19 protein-coding genes are annotated in these 23,231 nt (G+C 73.3%); 8 read left to right on the forward strand and 11 right to left on the reverse strand.

Features of this window, described 5'->3' with window-relative positions; genetic code table 11:
* Positions 1 to 42 precede the first annotated feature (42 nt).
* Positions 43 to 1,236, reverse strand: a complete 1,194-nt coding sequence (locus tag ACA514_RS14665; protein WP_375041652.1) for a 5-(carboxyamino)imidazole ribonucleotide synthase — start codon at positions 1,234 to 1,236, stop codon at positions 43 to 45.
* Positions 1,237 to 1,535: 299 nt separating this feature from the next.
* Between ACA514_RS14665 and ACA514_RS14670 the strand changes: the two genes are divergently transcribed.
* Positions 1,536 to 2,132, forward strand: a complete 597-nt coding sequence (locus tag ACA514_RS14670) for a GtrA family protein (RefSeq protein ID WP_375041653.1) — start codon at positions 1,536 to 1,538, stop codon at positions 2,130 to 2,132.
* Between the two features lie 27 nt (positions 2,133 to 2,159).
* On the opposite strand, the gene ACA514_RS14675 is transcribed toward ACA514_RS14670, so the two are convergent.
* The 5 genes from ACA514_RS14675 to glgX all read right to left on the reverse strand — a co-directional run bounded on the left by ACA514_RS14675 (position 2,160) and on the right by glgX (position 10,602).
* The gene (locus ACA514_RS14675) at positions 2,160 to 3,437 is read right to left on the reverse strand and encodes an ATP-binding protein (protein ID WP_375041654.1); all 1,278 of its coding nucleotides are present in this window, start codon (positions 3,435 to 3,437) and stop codon (positions 2,160 to 2,162) included.
* A gap of 101 nt (positions 3,438 to 3,538) precedes the next feature.
* Positions 3,539 to 4,210 carry a response regulator transcription factor gene (locus ACA514_RS14680; RefSeq protein ID WP_019629095.1) on the reverse strand — a complete coding sequence of 224 codons (672 nt, stop codon included), beginning with the start codon at positions 4,208 to 4,210 and terminating at the stop codon, positions 3,539 to 3,541.
* A 176-nt stretch (positions 4,211 to 4,386) separates the two neighbouring features.
* The gene (gene treZ, locus ACA514_RS14685; protein WP_375041655.1) at positions 4,387 to 6,180 is read right to left on the reverse strand and encodes a malto-oligosyltrehalose trehalohydrolase; all 1,794 of its coding nucleotides are present in this window, start codon (positions 6,178 to 6,180) and stop codon (positions 4,387 to 4,389) included.
* A complete protein-coding gene (treY, locus tag ACA514_RS14690) occupies positions 6,177 to 8,453 on the reverse strand; it encodes a malto-oligosyltrehalose synthase (RefSeq protein ID WP_375041656.1) in 2,277 nt (758 codons plus the stop codon). The genes treZ and treY overlap by 4 nt, the downstream gene beginning before the upstream one ends.
* Positions 8,446 to 10,602, reverse strand: a complete 2,157-nt coding sequence (glgX, locus tag ACA514_RS14695) for a glycogen debranching protein GlgX (protein WP_375041657.1) — start codon at positions 10,600 to 10,602, stop codon at positions 8,446 to 8,448. Before glgX ends, treY begins: the two co-directional genes overlap by 8 nt.
* 188 nt (positions 10,603 to 10,790) lie before the next feature.
* Here glgX and ACA514_RS14700 point away from each other — a divergent pair, with 188 nt between their 5' ends.
* The gene (locus ACA514_RS14700) at positions 10,791 to 11,144 is read left to right on the forward strand and encodes a bacterioferritin-associated ferredoxin (RefSeq protein ID WP_375041658.1); all 354 of its coding nucleotides are present in this window, start codon (positions 10,791 to 10,793) and stop codon (positions 11,142 to 11,144) included.
* A gap of 91 nt (positions 11,145 to 11,235) precedes the next feature.
* Entirely contained in the window at positions 11,236 to 11,733 is a 498-nt protein-coding gene (gene bfr, locus ACA514_RS14705) for a bacterioferritin (RefSeq protein WP_344263693.1), read from the forward strand.
* Positions 11,734 to 11,739: 6 nt separating this feature from the next.
* Here bfr and ACA514_RS14710 read toward each other — a convergent pair whose 3' ends face one another.
* Both ACA514_RS14710 and ACA514_RS14715 read right to left on the reverse strand, forming a co-directional pair.
* The gene (locus tag ACA514_RS14710; RefSeq protein ID WP_375041659.1) at positions 11,740 to 12,771 is read right to left on the reverse strand and encodes an adenylate/guanylate cyclase domain-containing protein; all 1,032 of its coding nucleotides are present in this window, start codon (positions 12,769 to 12,771) and stop codon (positions 11,740 to 11,742) included.
* Between the two features lie 111 nt (positions 12,772 to 12,882).
* Entirely contained in the window at positions 12,883 to 13,746 is an 864-nt protein-coding gene (locus ACA514_RS14715) for a biotin--[acetyl-CoA-carboxylase] ligase (RefSeq protein ID WP_375041660.1), read from the reverse strand.
* 84 nt (positions 13,747 to 13,830) lie between these two features.
* Here ACA514_RS14715 and ACA514_RS14720 point away from each other — a divergent pair, with 84 nt between their 5' ends.
* Complete coding sequence (locus ACA514_RS14720; protein ID WP_375041661.1) at positions 13,831 to 14,604, forward strand: enoyl-CoA hydratase/isomerase family protein; 774 nt, start codon at positions 13,831 to 13,833, stop codon at positions 14,602 to 14,604.
* A gap of 7 nt (positions 14,605 to 14,611) precedes the next feature.
* On the opposite strand, the gene ACA514_RS14725 is transcribed toward ACA514_RS14720, so the two are convergent.
* Positions 14,612 to 15,994, reverse strand: a complete 1,383-nt coding sequence (locus ACA514_RS14725) for an MFS transporter (protein WP_375041662.1) — start codon at positions 15,992 to 15,994, stop codon at positions 14,612 to 14,614.
* Between the two features lie 74 nt (positions 15,995 to 16,068).
* On the opposite strand from ACA514_RS14725, the gene ACA514_RS14730 reads away from it, so the two are divergent.
* Positions 16,069 to 16,809 (forward strand): ArsR/SmtB family transcription factor, encoded by a 741-nt coding sequence (locus ACA514_RS14730; protein ID WP_375041663.1) that lies wholly within the window; start codon positions 16,069 to 16,071, stop codon positions 16,807 to 16,809.
* Here the strand turns inward: ACA514_RS14730 and ACA514_RS14735 are convergent.
* Together ACA514_RS14735 and ACA514_RS14740 are read right to left on the reverse strand one after the other, a co-directional pair.
* Positions 16,801 to 17,244: a GNAT family N-acetyltransferase gene (locus ACA514_RS14735; RefSeq protein WP_375041664.1), complete on the reverse strand. Its 444-nt coding sequence runs from the start codon at positions 17,242 to 17,244 to the stop codon at positions 16,801 to 16,803. The genes ACA514_RS14730 and ACA514_RS14735 overlap by 9 nt on opposite strands.
* Positions 17,244 to 19,835, reverse strand: coding sequence for a phosphoenolpyruvate carboxylase (locus ACA514_RS14740; protein WP_375041771.1), 2,592 nt, complete (start codon positions 19,833 to 19,835; stop codon positions 17,244 to 17,246). The genes ACA514_RS14735 and ACA514_RS14740 overlap by 1 nt, the downstream gene beginning before the upstream one ends.
* A gap of 133 nt (positions 19,836 to 19,968) precedes the next feature.
* On the opposite strand from ACA514_RS14740, the gene ACA514_RS14745 reads away from it, so the two are divergent.
* The 3 genes from ACA514_RS14745 to ACA514_RS14755 all read left to right on the forward strand — a co-directional run bounded on the left by ACA514_RS14745 (position 19,969) and on the right by ACA514_RS14755 (position 23,133).
* Positions 19,969 to 21,561: an acyl-CoA carboxylase subunit beta gene (locus ACA514_RS14745; protein WP_375041665.1), complete on the forward strand. Its 1,593-nt coding sequence runs from the start codon at positions 19,969 to 19,971 to the stop codon at positions 21,559 to 21,561.
* A 66-nt stretch (positions 21,562 to 21,627) separates the two neighbouring features.
* Positions 21,628 to 21,867: an acyl-CoA carboxylase subunit epsilon gene (locus tag ACA514_RS14750; RefSeq protein WP_375041666.1), complete on the forward strand. Its 240-nt coding sequence runs from the start codon at positions 21,628 to 21,630 to the stop codon at positions 21,865 to 21,867.
* Between the two features lie 198 nt (positions 21,868 to 22,065).
* The gene (locus ACA514_RS14755) at positions 22,066 to 23,133 is read left to right on the forward strand and encodes an NYN domain-containing protein (RefSeq protein WP_375041667.1); all 1,068 of its coding nucleotides are present in this window, start codon (positions 22,066 to 22,068) and stop codon (positions 23,131 to 23,133) included.
* Positions 23,134 to 23,231 lie beyond the last annotated feature (98 nt).

A 23,231-nucleotide genomic window follows, 5' to 3' on the forward strand; every position in this document is an offset into this window, starting at 1 on the left:
CCTGTGGGGGGACGACCCCCCACGCCCCCCGGTTCGCTTCGCTCATACCTTGTCCTTCATCGCCGGGCCCCAGCGCAGGTAGTCGGCCGCGTGCCGGGCGCGTTCGCGCAGGTCGGGCAGGTCGTCGCCGAGCACGGTGACGTGCCCGATCTTGCGTCCGGGGCGGGACTCCTTGCCGTACATGTGCACCTTGACGCCCGGGTCGTGCGCCATCACGTGGATGTAGCGGGAGTAGACGTCGGGGTCGTCGCCGCCGAGGACGTTCGCCATCACCGCGTAGGGGGCGGTCGGTTCGGTGGAGCCGAGCGGCAGGTCCAGGACGGCGCGCAGGTGCTGCTCGAACTGGGACGTGCGGGCGCCCTCGATCGTCCAGTGCCCGGAGTTGTGCGGGCGCATCGCCAGCTCGTTGACCAGCAGGCCGCGCCCGCTGCCCTGCCGGCCGGTCCGCGGCGCCTCGGTCTCGAACAGCTCGACCGCGAGCAGCCCCGCGACGCCGAGCTCGTCGGCGATCCGCAGGGCGAGGCTCTGCGCCTCGGCGGCCAGCTCGCCGGACAGCCCCGGCGCCGGCGAGATCACCTCGACGCAGATGCCGTCCTTCTGGACGGTCTCCACGATCGGGTACGCGGCGCCCTGCCCGTAGGGCGAGCGCGCGACCAGCGCGGCCAGCTCCCGGCGGAACGCGACGTGCTGTTCGACCATCAGCTCGACGCCGCCGGCGACCAGCCGCTCGACCAGCTCGACCGTCCCGACGCCGAGGCTGTCCACGACCCAGACGCCCTTGCCGTCGTAGCCGCCGCGGGTCGCCTTCAGCACCAGCGGCCAGCCGTGCTCGTGCCCGAACGCCTCCAGCGCCGGCATCGGCGCGGACGACGGCAGCGCCGCGAAGGCGGGGCAGGGCACGCCGGACGCGCTGAGCCGCTCGCGCATGACCAGCTTGTCCTGGGCGTGCGCGAGGGCCGCCGAGCCGGGCCGGCACGGCGTCCCGGACTCCTCCAGCTTCGCGATGTGCGGGCCGGGGACGTGCTCGTGGTCGAAGGTCACCACGGCGCAGCCCTCGGCGAACGCCATCAGGTCGTCGAGGGCGCGGTCGTCGCCGATCCGGACGTCCGCGACGGCCTTCGCCGCCGACTCGTCCGGCGCGCCCGCGAGGACGCGCAGCGGCACGCCGAGGGCGATGGCGGCCTGCTGGGTCATCCGCGCCAGCTGGCCGCCTCCCGCCATTCCGACGACGGGCATGTCACGCCGGGGGGACCGGTCCGGGGGGCGCTGGGAGCCCTCCCCGTTGGATGGGTGCCGACCTGGAATGCTCACGTCAGAAGGCTATCGGGCCCTCGAACCGAACGAATCACCCGTTCCGGGCGTCGAACGTGTGTGGGCCCCTGGGCGCGGGGCAGGGAACGGGAGGAGAGCCCTGAACGTTCATGTTCCGACGCCGCGGGGGCCGGGGGCGTCTATCCTCGTTGTGCTCCCGTAGCAGCCGCCGCGCCATCGGCAGCGGCACCACCAGCCGAGGTCCGGAAGGACGGTTCCCCTTCGTGAGCCTGGTCGCCACTCTCCACCGGCGTTTCGCGCACCTGCTGCGCGAGCTCGCCCAGTTCGGCAGCGTGGGCGCGATCGCCTTCGTGATCACGGTCGGCATCGGCAACGGGATGAACAGCGGCCTCGGCATGGGGCCGCTGACCTCCAACGGCGTGGCGACCATCGTCGCGACGACGTTCGCCTACCTCGCGAACCGGTACTGGACGTTCCGGCACCGCGACCGCACCGGGCTCGGCCGCGAGTACCTGCTGTTCTTCGCGCTGAACGGCGTCGGCCTGGTGATCACGGAGATGTTCATCGGCTTCACCCACTACGCGCTGGGGCTGACGGGCGCGATCCCGTACAACATCTCGCTGGTGGTCGGCACCGCCGTCGCCACGCTGTTCCGCTTCTGGTCGTACAAGAAGTGGGTGTTCCTGCCCGCGAGCGCGCCGCCGGTCGACCCGGCGTCCGGGCTGCCCGAGGGCCCCGGGGCGCACGCCGCGGGCAGCAGGCCCTTCCCGCCCGGCCCGGCCGCGCCGGGCGGGCCGGGCGGGCGCCTCGGGCACCCGCTCGACCAGGACACCGCGGGCGACTACGCCCAGTTCTCCTGACCCGCGGGTCCCCTCGGCCCGCCGCCCTCAGGCGGGCCCGAGGACGACGCGCTCGCCGGCCAGCCGGGCCTCGGCGGCCTCGCGCAGGAACACCCCGAACACCGCCGGACGGGACTGCAGCAGCTCCAGCCGCCCGCCGTCCACGACGGCCAGCGAGCGGGCCAGGTACAGGCCGAGGCCGGTGCCGCGGCCGCCGCTGACGCTGCGTTCGAAGATCCGCGGTTCCAGTTCCGGCGGGATGCCCTGCCCCTCGTCGCCGACCTCCACCACGACCGAGCTGGCGCCCGGCTTGGTGTGGATGGTGACGGTGCCGGCGCCGTGCATCAGCGAGTTGTCCAGCAGCGTCGCGACGATCTGCGACAGCCCCTCCGGGTTGGTCATGCCGACCAGGCCCTGCTCGCCGACGATCCGCACGTCCCGGCCGTCCCGCCGGAAGATCGGCCGCCACTCCTCCACCTGCTGGCGGATGATGTCGTCGATCGGGGACGCGACGGCGCCGCCGGTGCGGTCGTGCCGGGCGCGGGCGAGCAGCTGCTCGACGACGGCGACGAGCCGCTCGGTCTGCGCGACGGCCGCGGCGCCCTCCTCCCGGACGACGTCGGGGTAGTCGGCCGCCTCGATCATCTCCTCCAGCCGCATCGACAGCGCCGTCAGCGGCGTGCGCAGCTGGTGCGAGGCGTCGGCGGCGAACTCGCGGCTGGAGGCGAGCAGGTCGGCGATGCGGACCGCGCTGCGGTCCAGCACCTCGGCGACCCGGTCGACCTCCGGGATGCCGTAGCGGCGGCGGCGCGGCCGGGCGTTGCCGGTGCCGAGCCGGTCGGCGGTCTCGGCGAGGTCCTGCAGCGGCAGCGTGAGCTTGCGCGCCTGGACCATCGCCAGGCCGACCGTGACGGCGACGCCGAGCAGCGCGAGGCTGCCGATGAACAGCAGCAGCCGCAGCTCCTGGTCCTTCAGCTGGGAGGCGGGCCGCGACATCCGCACCCGCACGCCCTGCCCGGACGCCGCGGCGGTGAGCTGCCGCGCGCCCGGCACCGGGCGCGGGCCCGCCTCGACGGCGCGGCCGTCCGGCAGGGTCACCGCGATGTGCCGCCCGGGGTACTCCCGCGCGATCGCGCCGCCGGTGACGGGCTGGCGCGACTCGAGGGTGTAGGCGACGCCGCCGGCGATGGCGGCCGCCTCCCGGTCCAGGGACTGCGCGGCTCCCTCGTAGATGAGCTTGTGGGCGGCGTAGGCGAGGGGTATGCCGAGCAACAGGATCGCGACCACCGCCACCGCGAGCGTCGACAGGAGGAGTCGGCGCCTCATCTGGGCTCCTTATGGTGGGGCCACGCCCGGGCGGGGCGCCCCGGGCCTCTCGGGAAGGCCCGGGGGCTGACCGCGCGGCCATGGCGGCCGGTACGGGCCTGTCAGTCGCCGCGTTCGAACCGGAAGCCGACGCCCCGCACCGTGGTGATGTAGCGGGGACTGCCGGCGTCGTCGCCGAGCTTGCGGCGCAGCCAGGAGATGTGCATGTCGAGGGTCTTGGTGGAACCCCACCAGTTGGTGTCCCACACCTCGCGCATGATCTGTTCGCGGGTCACGACCTTGCCGGCGTCCCGGACGAGGACGCGCAGCAGGTCGAACTCCTTGGTGGTCAGCTGGAGCTCCTGGTCGCCCATCCAGGCGCGGCGCGACTCGGCGTCGATCCGCACCCCCTGGACGATCGGGGTCTCGGTGCTGCCGCGGCGCAGCAGCGCGCGGACCCGGGCGAGCAGCTCGGCCAGCCGGAACGGCTTGGTGACGTAGTCGTCGGCGCCCGCGTCGAGGCCGACGACGGTGTCGACCTCGTCGGCCCGGGCGGTCAGGATCAGGATGGGAACTCCATGCCCCTCGGCACGGACCCGGCGGGCCACCTCCAGGCCGTCCAGCTCGGGCAGGCCCAGATCGAGGACGATGAGGTCCACACCGCCCCCGAGCGCCCGCTCGAGCGCCTGCGGACCGTCCGGACTGACTTCGACGGTGTACCCCTCGCGACGCAGCGCGCGGGCGAGAGGCTCGGAGATGGACGTGTCGTCCTCGGCGAGCAGTACTGAGGTCATGAACCGATCGTATGGCCATTCTTGAACGTTTCCCGGGTGCCGCCGCGCTCTTGACCTGCGGTTTGCCACTCGTAGTACATCCTCGAACTCCCATCAACCGGGGAGAAGCGGGATTAAGGCGGGCATCGCGCCTCCGGCCGTTGCCCGCCGGGCGGTCCGCGCGACGCCGCGAACGGTCACTCGAGAACCGCCGCCGACGCTCCGGGGAGGAGCAGGACCGGTGAATTGGAATCGCCCTTGACGCCGGTTTCCATCCGTATTGCCGGATCTGAGGCGAGGAGCACGCGGCCCTCGCCGCCCGGCAGCGGGAGCCGGACGGGGCCGTCCCCCAGATTCACCGCGACGCGCAGGGCGCCGCGCCGCATCGTCAGCCAGCGCCCGCCTCCGGCGTCGCCGGTGCCGATCTCGACCGACACCGCGGCCAGCCGCGGGTCGTTCAACTCAGGCCGTTGGCGGCGCAATGCGATCAGCGACCGGTGCCAGTCCAGCAGGTCGGCGTGCGGTTCCTTGGCGGGCTCCTCCCAGTCGAGGACGGACCGCCGGAAGGTGTCCACAGCCTGTGGATCGGGGACCTCGCCGGTCCAGCCGTGCCGGGAGAACTCCCTGCGCCGGCCCTCACTGACGGCCCGCGCCAGGTCCGGGTCGCGGTGGTCGGTGAAGTAGCACCAGGGAGTGGACGCGCCCCATTCCTCGCCCATGAAGAGCATGGGCGTGAACGGCGCAAGGATGAGCAGCGCCGCGCCCGCCTTGAGCAATCCTGGGGACAGTCCGTTCCCGGCGAGGACGGCGCCTATACGGTCCCCTGCGCCCCTGTTACCGACCTGGTCGTGGTTCTGCAGAAAACCGAGGAACCGGTGCGCGGGCATCATTTCGACGTCCACAGGACGGCCATGACGGTGCCCCCGGTAAGTCGACATCGTCCCGTCGTGGACGAACACCCGGGTGAGCGCCTTCTTGAGGGTTTCCATGGAGCCGAAGTCGCAGTAATAGCCCTGACGTTCACCCGTCAGCGCGGCGTGCAAAGCGTGATGGAAATCGTCACTCCACTGCGCGTCGAGCCCGTATCCGCCTGCTTCCCTCGCCGTGACCAGGCGCGGGTCGTTCAGGTCGGATTCCGCTATGAGGAACAACTCGCGTCCCAGATGCGCGGACAAAGCCGATACCGCGCCCGCCATCTCTTCCAGTATGTGGACGGCACTGTGGTCGGTGATGGCATGGACGGCGTCCAGACGCAGCCCGTCGAAGTGGTAGTCGCGCAGCCACATCAACGCGTTCTCTATGGCGAAGGCGCGGACCTCGTCCGAGCCGTCCTGGTCGAAGTTGACCGCGTCGCCCCAAGGGGTGCTGTGCGCGCTGGTGAAGTAGGGGCCGTAGTCGCCCAGGTGGTTGCCGTCGGGTCCGAGATGGTTGTAGACGACGTCGAGTACGACAGCGAGGCCGCGTCCATGAGCGGCGTTCACGAAACGCTTCAGCCCGTCCGGGCCGCCATAGGGTTCATGGGGCGCCCATAGGCAGGCGCCGTCGTAACCCCACCCGTGGTGCCCTGGAAAGGACGCGACGGGAAGGATCTCCACGGCGTCGATTCCTAGCGCGACGAGATGGTCGAGCCTCTCGATCGCCGCGTCGAACGTCCCTTCCGGGGTGAACGTGCCGACGTGCATCTCGTACAGGACGCTTCCGGGGAGCGGTCGCCCGCGCCATTGGCCGTCCGTCCAGTCGAACCTGCCGTGCTCGTAGACGTGGCTGGGGCCGTGCACGCCGTCGGGCTGCCACAGGGAACGCGGATCGGGAAGGGGCTCGGCGGCGCCGTCCAGGGCGAAGGCGTAGCCGGTCCCGTGGCCGGCGCCGGCGACCTCGGCCGCCCACCAGCCGGACCGTCCCTCCACCGGCGCCATGGGATGCCGGTCGCCGGCGATGACGACGTCGACCTGCCGGGCCTCCGGGGCCCAGACCTCGAAACGCTCACTCACCTGTCGATCTCCCGGGGGACGATCAGCGCGACGGGAAGATGCGCGAACACGGCGGCGGCGTCCAGGCGCGGGCCCCAGTGCGTGACGCCGGTGAGGACGTCGCGCCAGCCCTGCCGGCCGACGTCCACCTCCGTCCCGTCCCAGCCGCCCCGGCGCTCCAGGCCCGCCGGCAGCCGGGTGGCGAGCGCGACGGCGGCGCCCCGCCGGAACGCCACGACGTGGTCGGCGGCGGGTCCGGCCACGGGAACCGGCTCATGGCCCGCCGGGGGGCCGAACCACCGCGGATGCGACCGGCGCAGCCGCAGCGTCCGCGACGTCACCAGCAGCTTCTCGTCGTCGACGTCCTTGGGCGGGCGGCCGGTGTCGAGCCGGTGCAGCCGCTCGCGGCGCCGCCCGTAGTCCACCGGCCGCCGGTTGTCGGGGTCGACCAGCGCCAGGCCGGTCAGCTCGCAACCCTGGTAGACGTCGGGGACGCCCGGCATCGACAGCTGGACGAGCTTCTGCCCCAGCGCGTTCACGCGCGCGTACGGGTCGAGCCGCGCGACGAAGGCGGTCACGTCGGTGACGAGGTCGGGGTCCTCCAGGACGCGCCGCGCGTAGCCGAGGGCCCCGTTCTCGTAGGCCGGGTCCTGGTCCGCCCAGGATGTCCGCGTCTTGGCTTCGCGCATGGCCTTGACGAGGAATTCCTGCAGACGGTCGGGGGTGATCGGCCACGCGCCCACGAGCGTCTGCCACAACAGGTATTCCAGGTCCGGTTCCATCGGCGACTCGGCGGGGCCCCACCAGGAGCGCCACCGGTTCACCGCGTCGGCCCACTCCTCCGGCAGTTCCGACAGGACGGCCAGCCGCGCCCGCACGTCCTCCTGGCGCTTGGTGTCGTGGGTGGACAGCGTCGTCATCGTGGACGGCCAGTCCCGCGCGAGCCGGATGCAGTGGGCGTGGAAGTCGACCTGGCTCACGGAGAAGCGTGCGGGGTCGCCGCCCACCTCGTTCAGCGCGGCCATGCGGTTCCAGCGGTAGAAGGCGGTGTCCTCCACGCCCTTGGCGGCCAGTGGGGCCGACGTCTGCTGGAACCTCACGATGAACTCGGGATCGGACTTCTCACCCCGTCCGAGCGCCAGGTCCACCACCGTTTCCAGTGCGGGGTGCAGATCCTCCGGCAGGTGCCCGCGCGCTCTCTGGGCGCCCTCGTTCAGGACGCCCACGGCCTGCGGCGGCGGGTCCTCACCGGGGACGACGTAGGCGCGGTAGACGGGCATCGCCACGAGCAGCTCCCGCAAGGCCCGTTCCAGGTCCGCGTCCCGTCGCCCCACCACGCGGGCGAGGACGCGCATCAGCCGATCCATCTCCGGCTTCATGCCGTGCGTCGCGGCGTGCAGGCGGGCGTCGTGCTCGACCTCCTCGAAGCCCGCCGGGCCACCGGTCAGGGACACGTAGAGGTCGGTGAGCGGCTTCTCCCCGGCCGGGTCGACGAACAGGCCGCCGATCATGCCGAGCGAGTCGTAGCCGGTCGTGCCCGCGCACGGCCAGTCCACCGGCAGCCGCTCCTCCCCCTCGGTGATCTTCTCCACCAGCAGCCAGCGGTCCGCCCCGGCGTCCGCCCCGGCGTCAGGCAGGGCGTCATGCAGGGCGCCCGCGAGGCGGCGCAGGTAGGCGCGCGGGTCGGCGAGGCCGTCCGGGTGGTCGACGCGCAGGCCGTCCACCAGCCCCTGCCCGACGAGGCCGAGCAGCAGCGCGTGCGTCCGCTCGAAGACCTCCGGGTCCTCCTGCCGCAGCCCGATCAGCCCCGAGATGTCGAAGAACCGGCGGTAGTTCGGCTCCCCCTGCCCGGGCAGGACGATCCGCCCGCCGCCCGCCTCCCAGTCGACGTCGAACCACTTGGCGTACGGCGACGACGGCCCCTCCGCCAGGACGGCGTTGAGCGGCAGGTTCAGGTCGGGCGGCACCGGCACCGCCATGTGGTTCGGGACGAGGTCGACCAGCACCCGCAGCCCGTGCGCGCGGAACCGCTGCGCCATCGCGCCGAACGCCTCGCCGCCGCCCAGTTCCTCCGACAGCTTCGAGTGGTCGACCACGTCGTAGCCGTGCGTGGACCCCGGCGCGGCCTGCAGGATCGGCGACAGGTACACGTGCGACACGCCCAGCGCCGCCAGGTAGGGGGCCAGCGCGGCGGCCTCGTCGAACCCGAAGCGGCCGTCGGGCGTGCCGCGCAGCTGGAGCCGGTACGTGCCGGACGGGGGTGCGGTGCGCTCGGGGGGAACGTCGTCAGACACGGCGCAGCACCTGGATGGAGCGGGCGGCGACCCGCACGGACTCTCCGGCCTTCACCACGGGGGACTCCTCCTCGGCGAGCAACGGGTCGGCGGTGTCGAGCACCTTGGCCCACATCTGGCCGTACGAGGCGGGCGGCAGCGCGAACGTCAGCTCCCCGTCGTGCGCGCTGACCAGCAGCAGGAACGAGTCGTCGCGGACCTGCCGGCCGCGCCGGTCGGGCTCGCCGATCGCCTCGCCGTTGAGGAACACGTTCAGCGACTTGTTGAACCCGGCGGTCCAGTCCTCGTCGTCCATCTCGTCGCCGCCGGGGGTGAACCACACCAGGTCGGGCAGCGCGTCGGAGTCGGCGCCGCGCGCCGCCGACGGCCGGTCGCCGACGAAGAACCGGCGGCGCCGGAACACCGGGTGCCGGGTCCGCAGCTTCGACAGCCGCCGGACGAAGTCGAGCAGCGGTCCGCGCTCGTCGAAGAAGGTCTCCTCGTGCAGGCCGGTCCAGTCGACCCAGGAGATCTCGGTGTCCTGGCAGTAGGCGTTGTTGTTGCCCTGCTGGGTGCGGCCCAGCTCGTCGCCGTGCAGCAGCATCGGGACGCCCTGCGACAGGAACAGCGTGGTCAGGAAGTTGCGCTTCTGCCGTTCCCGCAGCGCCACGATGTCGAGGTCGTCGACCGGGCCCTCGTAGCCGCAGTTCCACGAGCGGTTGTCGTCGCTGCCGTCCCGGTTGGCCTCGCCGTTGGCGTCGTTGTGCTTGCCGTTGTACGACACCAGGTCGTGCAGGGTGAACCCGTCGTGGCAGGTCGCGAAGTTGATCGAGGCGATCGGGCGGCGGCCGTCGTCGGCGTACAGGTCGGACGACCCGGTCAGCCGGGACGCGAAGTCGGGCAGCGTGCCCGGCTGCCCGCGCCAGTAGTCGCGCACCGTGTCCCGGTACTTGCCGTTCCACTCCGTCCACAGCGGCGGGAAGTTGCCGACCTGGTAGCCGCCCTCCCCCACGTCCCACGGCTCGGCGATCAGCTTGACCTGCGAGACCACCGGGTCCTGCTGGACGAGGTCGAAGAACGCCGACAGCCGGTCCACCTCGTGCAGCTCGCGGGCCAGCGTCGCCGCCAGGTCGAAGCGGAACCCGTCGACGTGCATCTCCGTCACCCAGAACCGCAGCGAGTCCATGATCAGCTGCAGGACGTGCGGGCTGCGCATCAGCAGGCTGTTCCCGGTGCCCGTGGTGTCCATGTAGTAGCGCTGGTCGCCGTCGGTGAGCCGGTAGTACGAGGCGTTGTCGATCCCCCGGAACGACAGCGTCGGCCCGAGGTGGTTGCCCTCGGCGGTGTGGTTGTAGACCACGTCGAGGATCACCTCGATGTCCGCCTCGTGCAGCGCCTTCACCATCGCCTTGAACTCCAGCACCTGCTCGCCGCGCTCCCCCGACGAGGAGTACTCGCCGTGCGGCGCGAAGAACCCGATGGTGTTGTAGCCCCAGTAGTTCCGCAGTCCCCGGCGGATCAGCGCGTCGTCGTGGACGAACTGGTGCACCGGCATCAGCTCCACCGCCGTGACGCCGATCGACTTCAGGTGGTCGATGATCACCGGGTGGGCGAGGCCGGCGTAGGTGCCGCGCAGCGCCGGCGGGATGTCCGGATGCCGGGCGGTGAGGCCCTTGACGTGCGCCTCGTAGATCACCGTCTCGTGGTAGGGGATCCGCGGCGGCCGGTCGTCGCCCCAGTCGAAGTACGGGCTGACGACCACCGAGCGCATCGTGTGCCCGGCCGAGTCCAGGTCGTTGCTCGACCACGGGTCGCCGAACCGGTAGCCGAAGCACGACTCGTCCCAGTCGACGCGTCCCTCGATCGCCTGCGCGTAGGGGTCGAGCAGCAGCTTGGCCGGGTTGCACCGCAGGCCGCGCGGCGGGTCGTACGGCCCGTGCACCCGGAACCCGTACCGCCTGCCCGGCATCACCCCGGGCAGGTATCCGTGCCAGACGAACGCGTCGACCTCCGGCAGCGCCAGCCGCGTCTCCTCCCCATCGCCCGTCGGTCCGTCGAACAGGCAGAGCTCCACCCGCTCGGCCGCCTCGGAGAAGACGGCGAAGTTCGTGCCCGCGCCGTCGAACCGGGCTCCGAGGGGGTACGCATCGCCCGGCCATACCTGTGCCACTGTCCCGCCCTCCCGTCGTACCGACGGAAGCCCTTCCCCATGAGGGCTGAATCACACCGATTGGGAGCCCACTGGCCAGATCGGACATCGGTGGGTTACCTTAGGGGAGCCTTACCTTAATGAGGGTGCCCTAAAGGGCCAGGTCAGGCACGCCGGTCCTGCTAGCCGCACGGAAGGTTCCCCACCGGATGTACGTCTGCGTCTGCAACGCGATAACGGAGGACGACGTGCACGGCTGCCTGGCCGGCGGCGCCTGCGGCACGGCCAAGGAGGTCAAGGCGGCCTGCGGCTTCAAGCCCGGCTGCGGCTCCTGCACCAAGCGGCTGCACGCCATGGTCAGCCAGTACCGCACCGCCAGCGAGTTCGCCGACGCCCTGACCGGCGGCCCCCTGCCCCTCGCCGCCGTCCCCGACGCGCCCGCCGCCCCGGCCGCGCCCGGCGTCCCGGCCGCGCCCGGCGTCCCGGCCACCGCGGAGCCGGCCGCCGCGGAAGGGTTCGCCCCGCCCGCGCCGAAGGGAGCCGCACCGCCCACCGCCGCCTGAGCCGCCGCCGCCACCCGCACGGCCCGCCACCGGCCGGCGAACACGTGCCGCTGCGGCGATCACTGCTGCCCACTGTGGAAGCATGTGGCCCATGGAAGGCGACAAGGACATCATCGCGCTGCTCAACGAGCAGCTCACCGCGGAACTGACGGCCATCAACCAGTACTTCCTGCACTCCAAGATGCAGGAGAACTGGGGCTTCACCCGGATAGCGAAGCACACCCGCGACGAGTCGATCGACGAGATGCGGCACGCCGAGCGGCTCACCGACCGGATCCTGTTCCTGGAGGGCCTGCCGAACTACCAGAAGCTCGGCACCCTGCGGATCGGCCAGACCGTGGTCGAGCAGCTCAAGGCCGACCTCGAGGTCGAGATGGAGGCCGTCGCGCGGCTGCGGCCCGGGATCGAGCTGATGCGCTCGCGCGGCGACGTCACGTCCGCGCGGATCTTCGAGGACATCCTCGCCGACGAGGAGTACCACATCGACTACCTGGAGACCGAGCTGAGCCTGGTGCAGGCCCTGGGCGAGCAGAACTACCTGCAGCGCCTCACCGACGCGCCCGGCGAGGAGATCAGCAAGCCGGTGTGACCCGGCCTAGCGGCCGCCCTCGCCCGGCGGCCCGTCCTCGCGGCGCGGCGCGCGGCGCAGCACGAACGGCTGCACGATGCCGAGCCCCTGGACGGGCCGCCGGACGATCCGGGTGATCGCGTAGGCCGGCTCGGACTCCAGCCGCGCCGCCAGCTCGCTGTCGATCACCACCGAGCCCGGCCGGGCCAGCGCCGTCAGCCGCGCCGCGAGGTTCACCGTGGTGCCGAACACGTCCCCCATCAGCGGCAGGACCGGCCCGTGCGCCACCCCGACCCGCACGTCCGGCACCTCCGTCTCGTCCTGGATCGCCGCCGCGATCGTCAGCGCGATCTCCGCGCCGACCGCCGGCGACTCCGCGCTGAACAGCACCTCGTCGCCCAGCGTCTTCACCAGCCGGCCCCCGCACGCGGCGATGATGTCGGCGGCGGTCTCCTCGAACCACTCCACCACCCGGGCCAGCTCGATCTCCTCCAGCTCCCGGCTGACCTGCGTGAACGACACCATGTCGGCGAACCCGACGGTGGTGCGCGGGCGGCCGGCCGGGTCCCCGTTCTCCCGGGTCGCCGCCGACGCGATCGCCCGCGTCCCCGCCGCGGCCAGCTGCCGCCGCCACGCGTGCACCACCAGCGGCTCGAACTCGTCGATGTGCTTGTCGGCGATCTCCATGATCGTCCCGACCGCCTCCGCGGACGGCGCCTCGTTGGGGTCCGGCGCGACCATCTCCCGCATCAGGTTGACCTGCCACTCCGCCAGCCGCGTCATGGTCTGCCCGAACGCCCGGATGAGGCGGATCACCCCGTCCTCGTCCAGCACGCCCTCCTCCATGAGCCGGCGCAGGCGGCACAGCGCCGCCACGTCGCCCTCGGTGTAGGCGACCGCGTCGTCCGGCATCGACGGATACCCGAACGCCCGCCACACCCGCCCGGTGAAGTCCCGCGACACCCCCGACAAGCGGACGGCGTCGACGCGCGTGTAGCGGAGCTCGCCGCCGAGGAGCAGCTCCTCGATCTCCTTAGGATCCGGCAGTCCGCGCGCCATCTTCCGCCCCTCAGTCCGCCGGCGCGGGGGAACCCCGCCGCCCGCGTCGTGGATCGGTACCCCCCATATCGTTGCAGATCCGACGTGACGCAGCGCACCGACCTGCGGTGTTCACCGGACGTGCACCACGTCGCCGGCGTTCACCGCGACGTCCCCGCGCGGCCCCTCGACCACCAGCCGGCCCGACCCGTCGACGTCCCGCGCCGTCCCCTCCAGCGTCTGCTCCGCCGGCAGCTCCACCCGGACGCGGCGGCCGAGCGTCGCGCACAGGTCCTTGTAGGCGGTGCGGAGCCCGCTGGACTCCGGGTCGCCGCCCAGCATCGTCCACTCGCCGTACCACGTCCGCATCTCGCGCAGGATCGCGCGCAGCAGCGGCGCCCGGTCGGTGAGCGGCGCGCCCTCGATCGCCAGGGACGTCGCGGTCGGCACCGGCAGCTCCTCCGCGCGCAGCCCCACGTTCAGCCCGACGCCGACGATCAGCGCGCCGTCGACCTTCTCGGCCAGGATCCCGGCGAGCTTGCGGTCCCCGACCAGCAGGTCGTTCGGCCACTTCAGCCGGGCGTCCACCGTCGCGTCGCCGTCGGCGCCGCCGAAGAACCGGTCCCCCGACTCGGCGAACGCGGTCATCCGGCGGACCGCCGTGGCGACCGCGACGCCCGTCAGCAGCGGCAGCCAGCCGAGCAGCGGCACCGGCACGTCCGGCCGCAGCAGCAGGGAGAACATCAGCCCCGAGCGCGGCGGCGCCGTCCAGGACCGGCCGAGCCGCCCGCGGCCCGCCGTCTGCAGCTCGGTCACCAGCACGGTCCCCTCCGGCGCCCCCTCCCGGGCCCGGACGGCGAGGTCGGCGTTCGTCGACCCGGTCTCCGGCACGACGCGCACCTCCCGCCACAGCCCGCCCTCGTGGACGAGCGCGCGCCGCAGCGCCGCCTCGTGCAGCGGCGGGCGGTCGAGGTTCCCATAAGACGATTCGCTCACCCGTCCATCCAACCTCACGCGTGCCCCGATCTCCCGCACTCCCCGCCCTCCCCGGGCGGTGCGGGCACGGCTAGGGTCGCCCCCATGGATGGTGTGACGCTGCGGCGCGACGGGCACGTCGCGGAGATCGTGCTGGACCGGCCCGAGGCCCTCAACGCCCTGTCGACGGCGATGGCGCGGCGGCTGGCCGGGGTGTGCCGCGAGGTCGCCGACGATGCGTCCGTGCGGGCCGTGGTGCTGAGCGCGGCGGGCGAGAAGGCGTTCTGCGTCGGCGCGGACCTCAAGGAGCGCAACGCGATGTCCGACGAGGACCTCCTCGCGCAGCGGCCCGTCTTCCGCGCGGCGTTCGGCGGCGTCCTGAACCTCCCGCAGCCGGTGATCGCGGCGGTGCGCGGCTACGCGCTGGGCGGCGGCTGCGAGTTCGCGCTGTCCGCCGACCTGGTCGTGGCGGACGAGTCGGCGGTGTTCGGGCTGCCCGAGGTGGGCGTCGGCCTCGTCCCCGGCGGCGGCGGAACGCAGCTGGCGCTGCGCAAGCTCGGCCCCGGCCGGGCCGCCGACCTGGTGTTCACGGGCCGCCGACTCGGCATCGAGGAGGCCCTGGAGTACGGTCTCGCCGACCGGAAGGTGCCCGCCGGGACGGTCCGCGAGGAGGCGCTCGGCATCGCCGAGGTGATCGCGAGGAACTCCCCCACGGCCGTCCGCGCCGCCAAGCGCGCCATGCGCCTCGGCGCCGGCGTCTCCCTGGAGGCGGGCCTCGACCTGGAGGACAACGCCTGGCGCACCGTCGCGTTCTCCGCCGACCGCCGCGAGGGCATCGCGGCGTTCAACGAGAAGCGCAAGCCCGCCTGGCCGTCCTGATCGGGTCTCAGGCGGCACGGACGAAGCGCGCGGCGAGCAGGGCGGCCGCGGCGAAGCCGGCGGCGGCGATGATCACGCCCGTGTGCGCGCCGGAGACGATGCCGGCGGCGGCGAGCGTGCCGAAGACCGCCACGCCGACGGCGCTTCCGGCCTGCCGGGCGGTGTTGAAGACGGCGGACGCGACGCCGCCGTTGCCCTCGGGGACGGCCCGCATGACGGCGGCGGTCGCGGCGGGCATCGTGAAGGCCGTGCCGAATCCGACCGCGGCCATCGGGACGATCAGCACCGGGTAGGGCGTGCCGGTACCGGCGGCGAGCCAGCCGAGCAGCCCGGCCGCGCCCGCCGCGAGCCCGGCGACCATGGGGAACCGGGGCCCGGTGCGCGCGGTCACGCGCCCGGCGAGCGCGGAGGACACCGCGACGACGCCCATCGCGGGCAGCAGCGCGAGCCCGGTGCGCAGCGCGCTGTAGTGGTGGACGCGCTGGAAGTACAGGGGGGCGGCGAACAGCCAGCCGTAGAACCCGAGGTTGAGCAGGACGCCGATCGCGGCGGACGCGGAGAACTCGGCCGCCCGGAACAGCCGCAGCGGCAGCATCGGCGCCCGGGACCGCCGCTCCAGCAGCAGGAACGCGGCCAGGGCGAGGACGGACACCGCGAACGCGCCGAGGACGAGCGGATGCGTCCATCCGGCGGTCCCGGCCTCGTTGAGCCCGGCGGCCAGGCCGGTGAGGCTCAGCGCCCCCGCCGCCTGGGCCGGCACGTCCAGGCCGGCGCTGCGACCGGAAGCCGGCGGCGGGGACGGGACGTACCGCAGCGCCAGCGCCAGGGCGGCGAGTCCGATGGGCAGGTTGACGAGGAAGACGCTCCGCCAGCCGAACGCGCCGGTGAGGACGCCGCCCAGGACGGGACCGGCCCCGGCGGCGATGCCGGAGACCATCCCCCACACGCCGAACGCGCGGGCCCGCGCGGCGCCGCCGGTGTAGGCGGCCTGCAGCAGGGCGAGGGAGGCGGGCACCATGAGCGCGGCGCCCGCGCCCTGGACGAGCCGGGCCGCGATGAGGACGGCCGGTGTCGGCGCGGCCCCGCAGGCACCCGATGCGAGCGTGAAGACCACGACCCCGGCGGCGAACACGTGCCGCCCGCCGAGCCGGTCGCCGAGCCCGCCGCAGAACAGCAGCAGCCCGGCGAACGCGAGGGTGTAGCCGTCCACGACCCATTGGAGGGCGGTGACGCCGCCGTGGAGCGCGGTGCCGATCGACGGCACGGCGACGGTGACCACGGTGACGTCCAGGATGACCATGAAGTACCCGAGGCAGAGGGCCGTGAGGGGAAGCCGCGAGGCCCGGTCCTCGGCGGGCGGTGCGCTGGTGGGAGCGGTCTTCGGAGCCATGCCGTCAACGTAACGACGATTCGGTACGGCGCTCGCCGAAACGTTCTCGACACCGGCGCCGTACGATCGGAGGCATGGACACCGGCAGAGGGACCGAGACGGACATCGCGGGCGTCGCCGCCGCGATCGGCGACCCGTCCCGCGCGAAGGTGCTGCTGGCGCTGGCGGGCGGCGCCGCGCTCCCGGCCAGCGCGCTGGCCGCCGAGGCGGGCGTCTCGAACTCCACCATCAGCGGCCACCTGGCCAGGCTCCGCGAGGCCAAGCTGCTGACCGCCGAACTGGACGGCCGGCACCGCTACTACCGGCTGGCCACCCCGGAGGTCGCGGCGGCGCTGGAGCAGCTCGCGCGCATCGCCCAGCCGCTACCCGTCCGGTCGCTGCGCGACGACAGCCGCGCGCAGGCCCTGCTGCGGGCGCGCCTGTGCTACGACCACCTCGCGGGGCGGCTCGGCGTGACGCTGATGGCCGCGCTGCTGGACCGGGGCGTCCTGGACTGCGAGTCCCCCGAGCCCGGCGCGGCGCCGGACGCGCGGGCCGTCTACCGGCTCACCGACGGCGGGCGCGCCGAACTGGCCGCCTTCGGCGTCGACACCGAGAGGCTGCCGCGCCGCCGCTCGACGGTGCGCTACTGCGTCGACTGGGGCGAGAAGCGGCACCATCTCGCGGGCCCGCTCGGCGCCGCGGTCACCGGCCGCATGTTCGACCTCGGCTGGCTGCGCAAGGGCCGCGCCCGCCGCGTCGTCCACCTCACCGACGCGGGCGAGCAGGGCCTGCGCGAGACGTTCGGCGTCCCCGCCGACCGCCTGTCAGGCTAGCGATTTGGCCATGTGGACGACGTTGCGCCCCTTGAGGACCTCGCGGCCGGTCTCGCGGTAGCCGAGGCGCCCGTAGCGGGCGATGTTGCCGGTCATCCGCTCGTTGGTGATCAGGCGCAGGCGGGGCAGGCCGAGGTCGCGGGCGCGGGTCTCGGCGAACGCGAGCAGGCGCGTGCCGACGCCGGTGCCGTGGAGTGCCGGGTCCACGGCGACGTTGTCGACGAGGAGGACGCCGTCCTCGGGGATGAGGACGATCAGGCCGTCCGGGCCGGGGCCGGTCACGAACACGTGCCCGGCCCCGATCAGCGCGGCGTAGTCGTCGTCCATGGGCATCGGACGGACGCCGATGATCTCCGCCCAGGGCGCGTAGGCGGCCTGGACGATCTCCTCCACGCGCGGGCGGTCGCCGGCCGCCGCGGGCCTGACCTCCGCCATCAGCCGGTGTTCTGGAGGCCGGCGGCGACGCCGTTGACCGACAGCAGGAGCAGCGCCTCGAGGTGGTCGCGCTCCTCCTCGTCGGTGACGTCCCCGGCGCGCAGGGCGGTGAGGGCGCGGAGCTGGAGGTGCGAGAGCGCGTCCACGTACGGGTTGCGCAGCTCGACGGCGCGGGACAGGACGCGCCGGTTCTCCAGCAGCCGCTCGTGGCCGGTGACCGCGAGGACGAGCCGCCGGGTGCGGTCGTACTCGGCGAGGACGGACTCGGACAGTTCGGGCCGCCCGCCGAGGGCCAGGTAGCGCTCGGCGATCGCCCGGTCGGACTTGGCGAGGCTCATCTCGGCGTTGTCGAGCAGCGTGTTGAACAGCGGCCACGCCTCGTACGCCTCGCGGAGCTCGCCGAGGTCGCGGCCGTCGCCGGAGACGGCGGCGAGGCCGCTGCCGAGCCCGTACCAGCCGGGCAGGTTGACGCGGGTCTGCGTCCAGGCGAACACCCAGGGGATGGCGCGCAGGTCCTCCAGGCCGCGGGCGGCCTTGCGGCGGGCCGGGCGGGACCCGATGCGCAGCTCGGCGATCTCCTCCAGCGGGCTGACGCGGGCGAACCAGGCGGCGAAGCCGTCGGTCTCGATCAGCGACCGGAACGCGTCCTTGGCGGCCTCGCCGATCTTGTCGGCGAGCGGCCGGAACCGGGCGGCGGCCGCGCGGGCGCGCTCCTGGACGGCGTCGGTCGAGGCCAGCAGCACCGCGCTGGTGACCTGCTCGACGTGCCGCTCGGCGATCTCGGTGCGGCCGTACCGGGCGAAGATCACCTCGCCCTGCTCGGTGACCTTGAAGCGGCCCGCGACGGACCCGGGGGCCTGCGCCAGGATCGCCCGGTTGGCGGGGCCGCCGCCGCGGCCGAGGGATCCGCCGCGGCCGTGGAACAGCGTCAGCGTGATGTCGTTGCGGGCCGCCCACGCGGCGAGGGCCTCCTGCGTGTCGTACAGGCGCAGGGTGGCGCTGGCCGGGCCGAGCTGCTTGGCGGAGTCGGAGTAGCCGAGCATGACCTCCATGCGGCGGCCGGTGTCGTCCAGCCGGCGCCGGACGGCCGGGATCTCCAGCATCCCCTCCAGCACGGCCGGGGCGCGCTCCAGGTCCTCGCCGGTCTCGAACAGCGGGATGACGTCGAGGACGGGCGCGCCGTCGCCGAGGGAGGCGGCCAACTCGTGGACGTTGGCCATGTCCTCGGCGGACCGAGTGAACGACACGATGTAGCGGTGGCAGGCGCGGATTCCGAAGCGCTTCTGGATCCACGCGACGACGCGGAGGGTCTCGAGGATCTCCTCGGTCATCTCCGAAAGCTCGCCGCCCGCCCGGATTTCGGCGAGGGCCTTCTCGTGCAGCTCGGAGTGCTGGCGGATCTCCAGTTCGGCGAGGTGGAAGCCGAACGTCTCGACCTGCCAGATCAGCTGCTGGACCCGCCCGTACGCCTGCCGGGCGGCCCCGGCGGCGGCCAGCGACTCCTGGACGGTCCGCAGGTCGGCGAGCAGCTCGTCCGGGGACGCGTAGGCGAGGTCGGCGTCGCGTTCCCGGGTCGCGGCGATCCGGTTCGCGGCGTACAGCAGGAACTGGCGGTGCGGCTCCCCCGGCGACCGCTTGGCGCCCTCGGCGAGCCGGGACGGGTGCGCCGTGCGGGCGGCGGCGAGCGCGTTGCGCAGCCCCGCCGAGGCGGGCGTCGTGGACTCGTGGACGGTCAGCTCCCGGCCGATCCGCGCGCACGCGATCTCCAGCGCGCGCAGCACGTGGTCGGCCTGGATCATGATCGCGTCGCGGGTGACCTGCGCGGTCACGAAGGGGTTGCCGTCCCGGTCGCCGCCGATCCAGCTGCCGAACCGCAGGTACGGGCGGGCCTTCGGCGGCCGGGTGCCGGTGCCGTCGCCGTCCAGGGCGCGGTCGAGCGCCCGGTAGACGTGCGGGACGACCCGGAAGATCGTCTCGTCGAACGCGGCCATCGCGGTGCGGACCTCGTCGAGCGGGTCCATCTGGGCGCCGCGGCGCAGCGCCGTCCGCCACAGCAGGTCGATCTCCTCGCGGAGCCGCCGCTCGGTCTCCTCCCGCTCGCTCGCGCCCTGCCCGGCGTTCAGCGCGGTCAGCAGGTCGCTGATCCGCTGGATCGCGGTGACCACGGCGCGCCGGCGGGCCTCGGTCGGGTGCGCGGTGAAGACCGGCCGGAACTCCAGGCCGTCGATCACCTCGGCGAGCCGGTCGCCGCCCGCCGCACGGATCTCCTCGACGGCCGCCGCCACCGAGCCGGGAACGGTCCCGCCGGCGTCGCGCTCGCGGAGCGTCCGGATCCGGTGGTGCTCCTCGGCGAGGTTCGTCAGGTGGAAGTACACGGTGAACGCGCGGGCGACCTGCTCGGCGCGCTCCAGCGTCCAGCCGTCGACGATCGCGGCGACCTCGTCCGCGGACGTCTCGCCGCGCCGGGCCGCGATCACCGCGTGGCGCAGCCGCTCGACGTCGTCCAGCAGCCCCTGGCCGCCGTACTCCACGAGCCCGTCGCCGAGCATCGCGCCGAGGAGGCGGACGTCGCGGCGCAGCGGTTCGGGCATGTCCTGCCGGAGGATGTCTCGCGTCTTCGTAGCCACGCGCCCAAGCGTAACGAGCACCGGTCCGGCCCCGTTCATCCCGGTCAGCGGGCCCCGGCCGCAAGGCCCGGGTCAGCGTGCGGTTACCCTGGCCCGCATGGCGATGGAAGCCCCTGAACCCGCGGTCGAGTACGACATCCACACGACGGCGGGAAAGATCGCGGACCTGGAACGACGCCGCTACGAGGCGGTGCACGCCGGCTCGGCGCGCGCCGTCGAGAAGCAGCACGCCAAGGGCAAGATGACGGCCCGGGAGCGGATCGACGCGCTGCTCGACCCCGGCTCGTTCGTCGAGTTCGACGAGATGGCGCGGCACCGGTCCACCAACTTCGGGATGGAGAAGAGCCGCCCCTACGGCGACGGCGTCGTCACCGGATACGGCACGGTCGACGGCCGGCCGGTGGCGGTCTTCAGCCAGGACTTCACCGTCTCCGGCGGATCCCTCGGCGAGGTGTTCGGCGAGAAGATCGTCAAGGTGATGGACCACGCGCTGAAGACCGGCTGCCCGATGATCGGGATCAACGACTCCGGCGGCGCGCGGATCCAGGAGGGCGTGGTCGCGCTCGGCCTGTACGCCGAGATCTTCAAGCGGAACGTGCACGCCTCCGGCGTGATCCCACAGATCTCGCTGGTGCTCGGGCCCTGCGCGGGCGGCGCGGTGTACTCCCCGGCGATCACCGACTTCATCGTCATGGCCGACCAGACCTCGCACATGTTCATCACCGGGCCGGACGTCATCAAGACGGTCACCGGCGAAGAGGTGACCATGGAGGAGCTCGGCGGGGCGCACTCGCACAACTCCAAGTCCGGCGTGGCGCACTACAAGGCGTCCGACGAGGAGGACGCCTTCGAGTACGTCAAGGCGCTGCTGTCCTACCTGCCGTCCAACAACCTCGCGGACGCGCCCGCGTTCGCCGTGCCGGTCGACCCGTCGGAGGTGGACGAGGAGCTCGACACCCTCATCCCCGACTCGCCGAACCAGCCGTACGACATGCACACCGCGATCGAGCACGTGCTCGACGACGGCGAGTTCCTGGAGGTCCAGGAGCTGTTCGCGCCGAACATCATCTGCGGGTTCGGCCGCGTCGAGGGCCACTCGGTCGGCATCGTCGCGAACCAGCCGATGCAGTTCGCCGGGACGCTCGACATCGACGCCTCCGAGAAGGCCGCCCGGTTCGTCCGGACCTGCGACGCGTTCAACATCCCCGTGCTGACCTTCGTGGACGTCCCCGGCTTCCTGCCCGGCACCGACCAGGAGTGGAACGGGATCATCCGGCGCGGCGCCAAGCTGCTGTACGCCTACGCCGAGGCCACCGTCCCGCTCGTCACCGTGATCACCCGGAAGGCGTACGGCGGCGCGTACGACGTCATGGGGTCCAAGCACCTCGGCGCCGACATCAACCTGGCGTGGCCGACCGCGCAGATCGCGGTGATGGGCGCGCAGGGCGCGGTGAACATCCTGTACCGGCGCGAGCTGGCCGCCGCGGACGAGCCCGACACCCGCCGCGCCGAGCTGATCACCGAGTACGAGGACACCCTCGCCAACCCCTACGTCGCCGCCGACCGCGGCTACGTCGACGCGGTGATCAAGCCGTCGGAGACGCGCGGGCAGGTCGTCAAGGCGCTGCGGGCGCTGCGCGAGAAGCGCAAGACGCTGCCGCCGAAGAAGCACGGCAACATCCCGCTCTGAGCACCGAGACGGACGCCGTGCCGGGGCCGGACCGCCGCGTCCGGCCCCGGCCGCCGAGGAGAACCCGTGACCGCTGAAGACAAGCCGTTCCTGCAGGTGGTGCGGGGCGACCCGTCCCCCGAGGAGATCGCCGCGCTGGTCGCCGTGCTGACCGCGCGGGCCCGCGCCGCCGCCGCGGCCCGCGCCGGCGGCGAGCCCCGGACGTCCCGGTGGGCGGACCGGTCCCGGCTCGTCCGCACTCCCGTGTCCGGCGGGTTGCCGCCGCGCGGCCCGAGCGCGTGGCGGGCGAGCGGCCTGCCGCGCTGACCGCGTCCGCCCGCCGCGGATCCCGGCACTTGCGCGGAGACCGCCGTCCCGCACGCGGGACGGCGGCGACGCGCCCGGGTCGCGTCCGATGTCACGCCGTATGGGGGGTGTTGATGCCCCGGCGGGGAATGGGATCGGGCGACACGTAACCGTGGTTCGCGCCCAGCGGAGCTCTCCGCACGAATAAGGTGGAAGGCCATGGCCACCTCGGAGTTCGTCCCACAGCCCGCGCGCTACGCCATCTTCGTCGACGCGGGGTACCTTTACGCGGCCTCCGGGGCCCTGCTGCTCGGCTGCGGCTCCCGGCGCGAGTACCGGGTCGCCGCCGAACAGCTGATCAAGTCGCTGACCAGCCACGCCGACGACCAGTTGCTGGGCGAGCTGCTGCGCGTCTACTGGTTCGACGCGGCGCCCAAGAAGCAGCCCACGGTCGACCAGCGCGTGATCGCCAACCTGCCGCTGGTGAAGCTGCGGCTGGGCAACCTGAACGCGCAGGGCCAGCAGAAGGGCGTGGACGCGCAGTTGCGCGCCGACCTCGAGGCGCTCGCCCGGCACCGCGCGATCACCGACGCCGTCCTCCTGGCCGGCGACGAGGACATGCTGCCCGCCGTCGAGGCCGCGCAGCGCTACGGCGTCCGCGTGCACCTGTGGGGGGTCGAGCCCACGCACGGCTCCAACCAGGCCGAATGGCTGGTGTGGGAGTCCGACCGGGTCGAGGTGCTGTCCGCCGACTTCCTGCGCCCCTACTTCACCAAGGCCAAGGTGCTGCCGGTGCCCGCACCCGGCACCGCCGCCGCCGTCCGCGACGCGGCCGCCGCCGCGCAGCGCACCTCCCCCGTGCCGTCACCGTCGCAGGTGTTCGCCGGACGCCCCCCGGCGGTCAAGCCGGCGCCGGCCGCGGCCGTCCGCGCCGCCGTGCCCGTCCCGGGCGGCACCCCGGTGACCCCGGCGACCGTGGCCGCCTCGATGAACTCCGCGTCCACCGCCCAGTCCGACGGCCGGCTCGGGCCCGACCGCGACCACATGCTGGAGATCGGCGAGCACGTCGCCCAGAAGTGGATCTTCGAGCGGGGCCGGGACAACATCCGCGACCTGCTCCCCGGCCCGATCCTGCCGCCGGTCATCGACAAGGAGCTGCTGATCGAGGCCGAGAAGGAGCTCGGCGGCTCCCTGCGCCCCTACCAGGAGGCCCGCACCTGGCTGCGGGACGGCTTCTGGGAGCGCGTCTACCGCGAGTTCGGCATCGGCTTCGGCAAGTCCGACTAGGCGACGCGCCACCCGCCGGGACCGTGCCGCGCGACGTACCCGCGCGGGGACGCCTGCCCTCCCAAGATCACCGCCATGGCCCCCGGCCCCCCTCCGCT

Source organism: Actinomadura sp. NTSP31, from assembly GCF_041951385.1.
Lineage (GTDB): Bacteria > Actinomycetota > Actinomycetes > Streptosporangiales > Streptosporangiaceae > Spirillospora > Spirillospora napierensis.

Coding starts and splice junctions, on each gene's coding strand:
- ACA514_RS14755 (WP_375041667.1), top strand. CDS start 22,066: ATGGCCACCTCGGAGTTCGTCCCACAGCCCGCGCGCTACGCCATCTTC.
- ACA514_RS14745 (WP_375041665.1), top strand. CDS start 19,969: ATGGCGATGGAAGCCCCTGAACCCGCGGTCGAGTACGACATCCACACG.
- ACA514_RS14700 (WP_375041658.1), top strand. CDS start 10,791: ATGTACGTCTGCGTCTGCAACGCGATAACGGAGGACGACGTGCACGGC.
- ACA514_RS14680 (WP_019629095.1), bottom strand. CDS start 4,210: ATGACCTCAGTACTGCTCGCCGAGGACGACACGTCCATCTCCGAGCCT.
- bfr (WP_344263693.1), top strand. CDS start 11,236: ATGGAAGGCGACAAGGACATCATCGCGCTGCTCAACGAGCAGCTCACC.
- ACA514_RS14675 (WP_375041654.1), bottom strand. CDS start 3,437: ATGAGGCGCCGACTCCTCCTGTCGACGCTCGCGGTGGCGGTGGTCGCG.
- ACA514_RS14710 (WP_375041659.1), bottom strand. CDS start 12,771: ATGGCGCGCGGACTGCCGGATCCTAAGGAGATCGAGGAGCTGCTCCTC.
- ACA514_RS14720 (WP_375041661.1), top strand. CDS start 13,831: ATGGATGGTGTGACGCTGCGGCGCGACGGGCACGTCGCGGAGATCGTG.
- ACA514_RS14725 (WP_375041662.1), bottom strand. CDS start 15,994: ATGGCTCCGAAGACCGCTCCCACCAGCGCACCGCCCGCCGAGGACCGG.
- ACA514_RS14730 (WP_375041663.1), top strand. CDS start 16,069: ATGGACACCGGCAGAGGGACCGAGACGGACATCGCGGGCGTCGCCGCC.
- ACA514_RS14735 (WP_375041664.1), bottom strand. CDS start 17,244: ATGGCGGAGGTCAGGCCCGCGGCGGCCGGCGACCGCCCGCGCGTGGAG.
- ACA514_RS14740 (WP_375041771.1), bottom strand. CDS start 19,835: ATGCCCGAACCGCTGCGCCGCGACGTCCGCCTCCTCGGCGCGATGCTC.
- ACA514_RS14665 (WP_375041652.1), bottom strand. CDS start 1,236: ATGCCCGTCGTCGGAATGGCGGGAGGCGGCCAGCTGGCGCGGATGACC.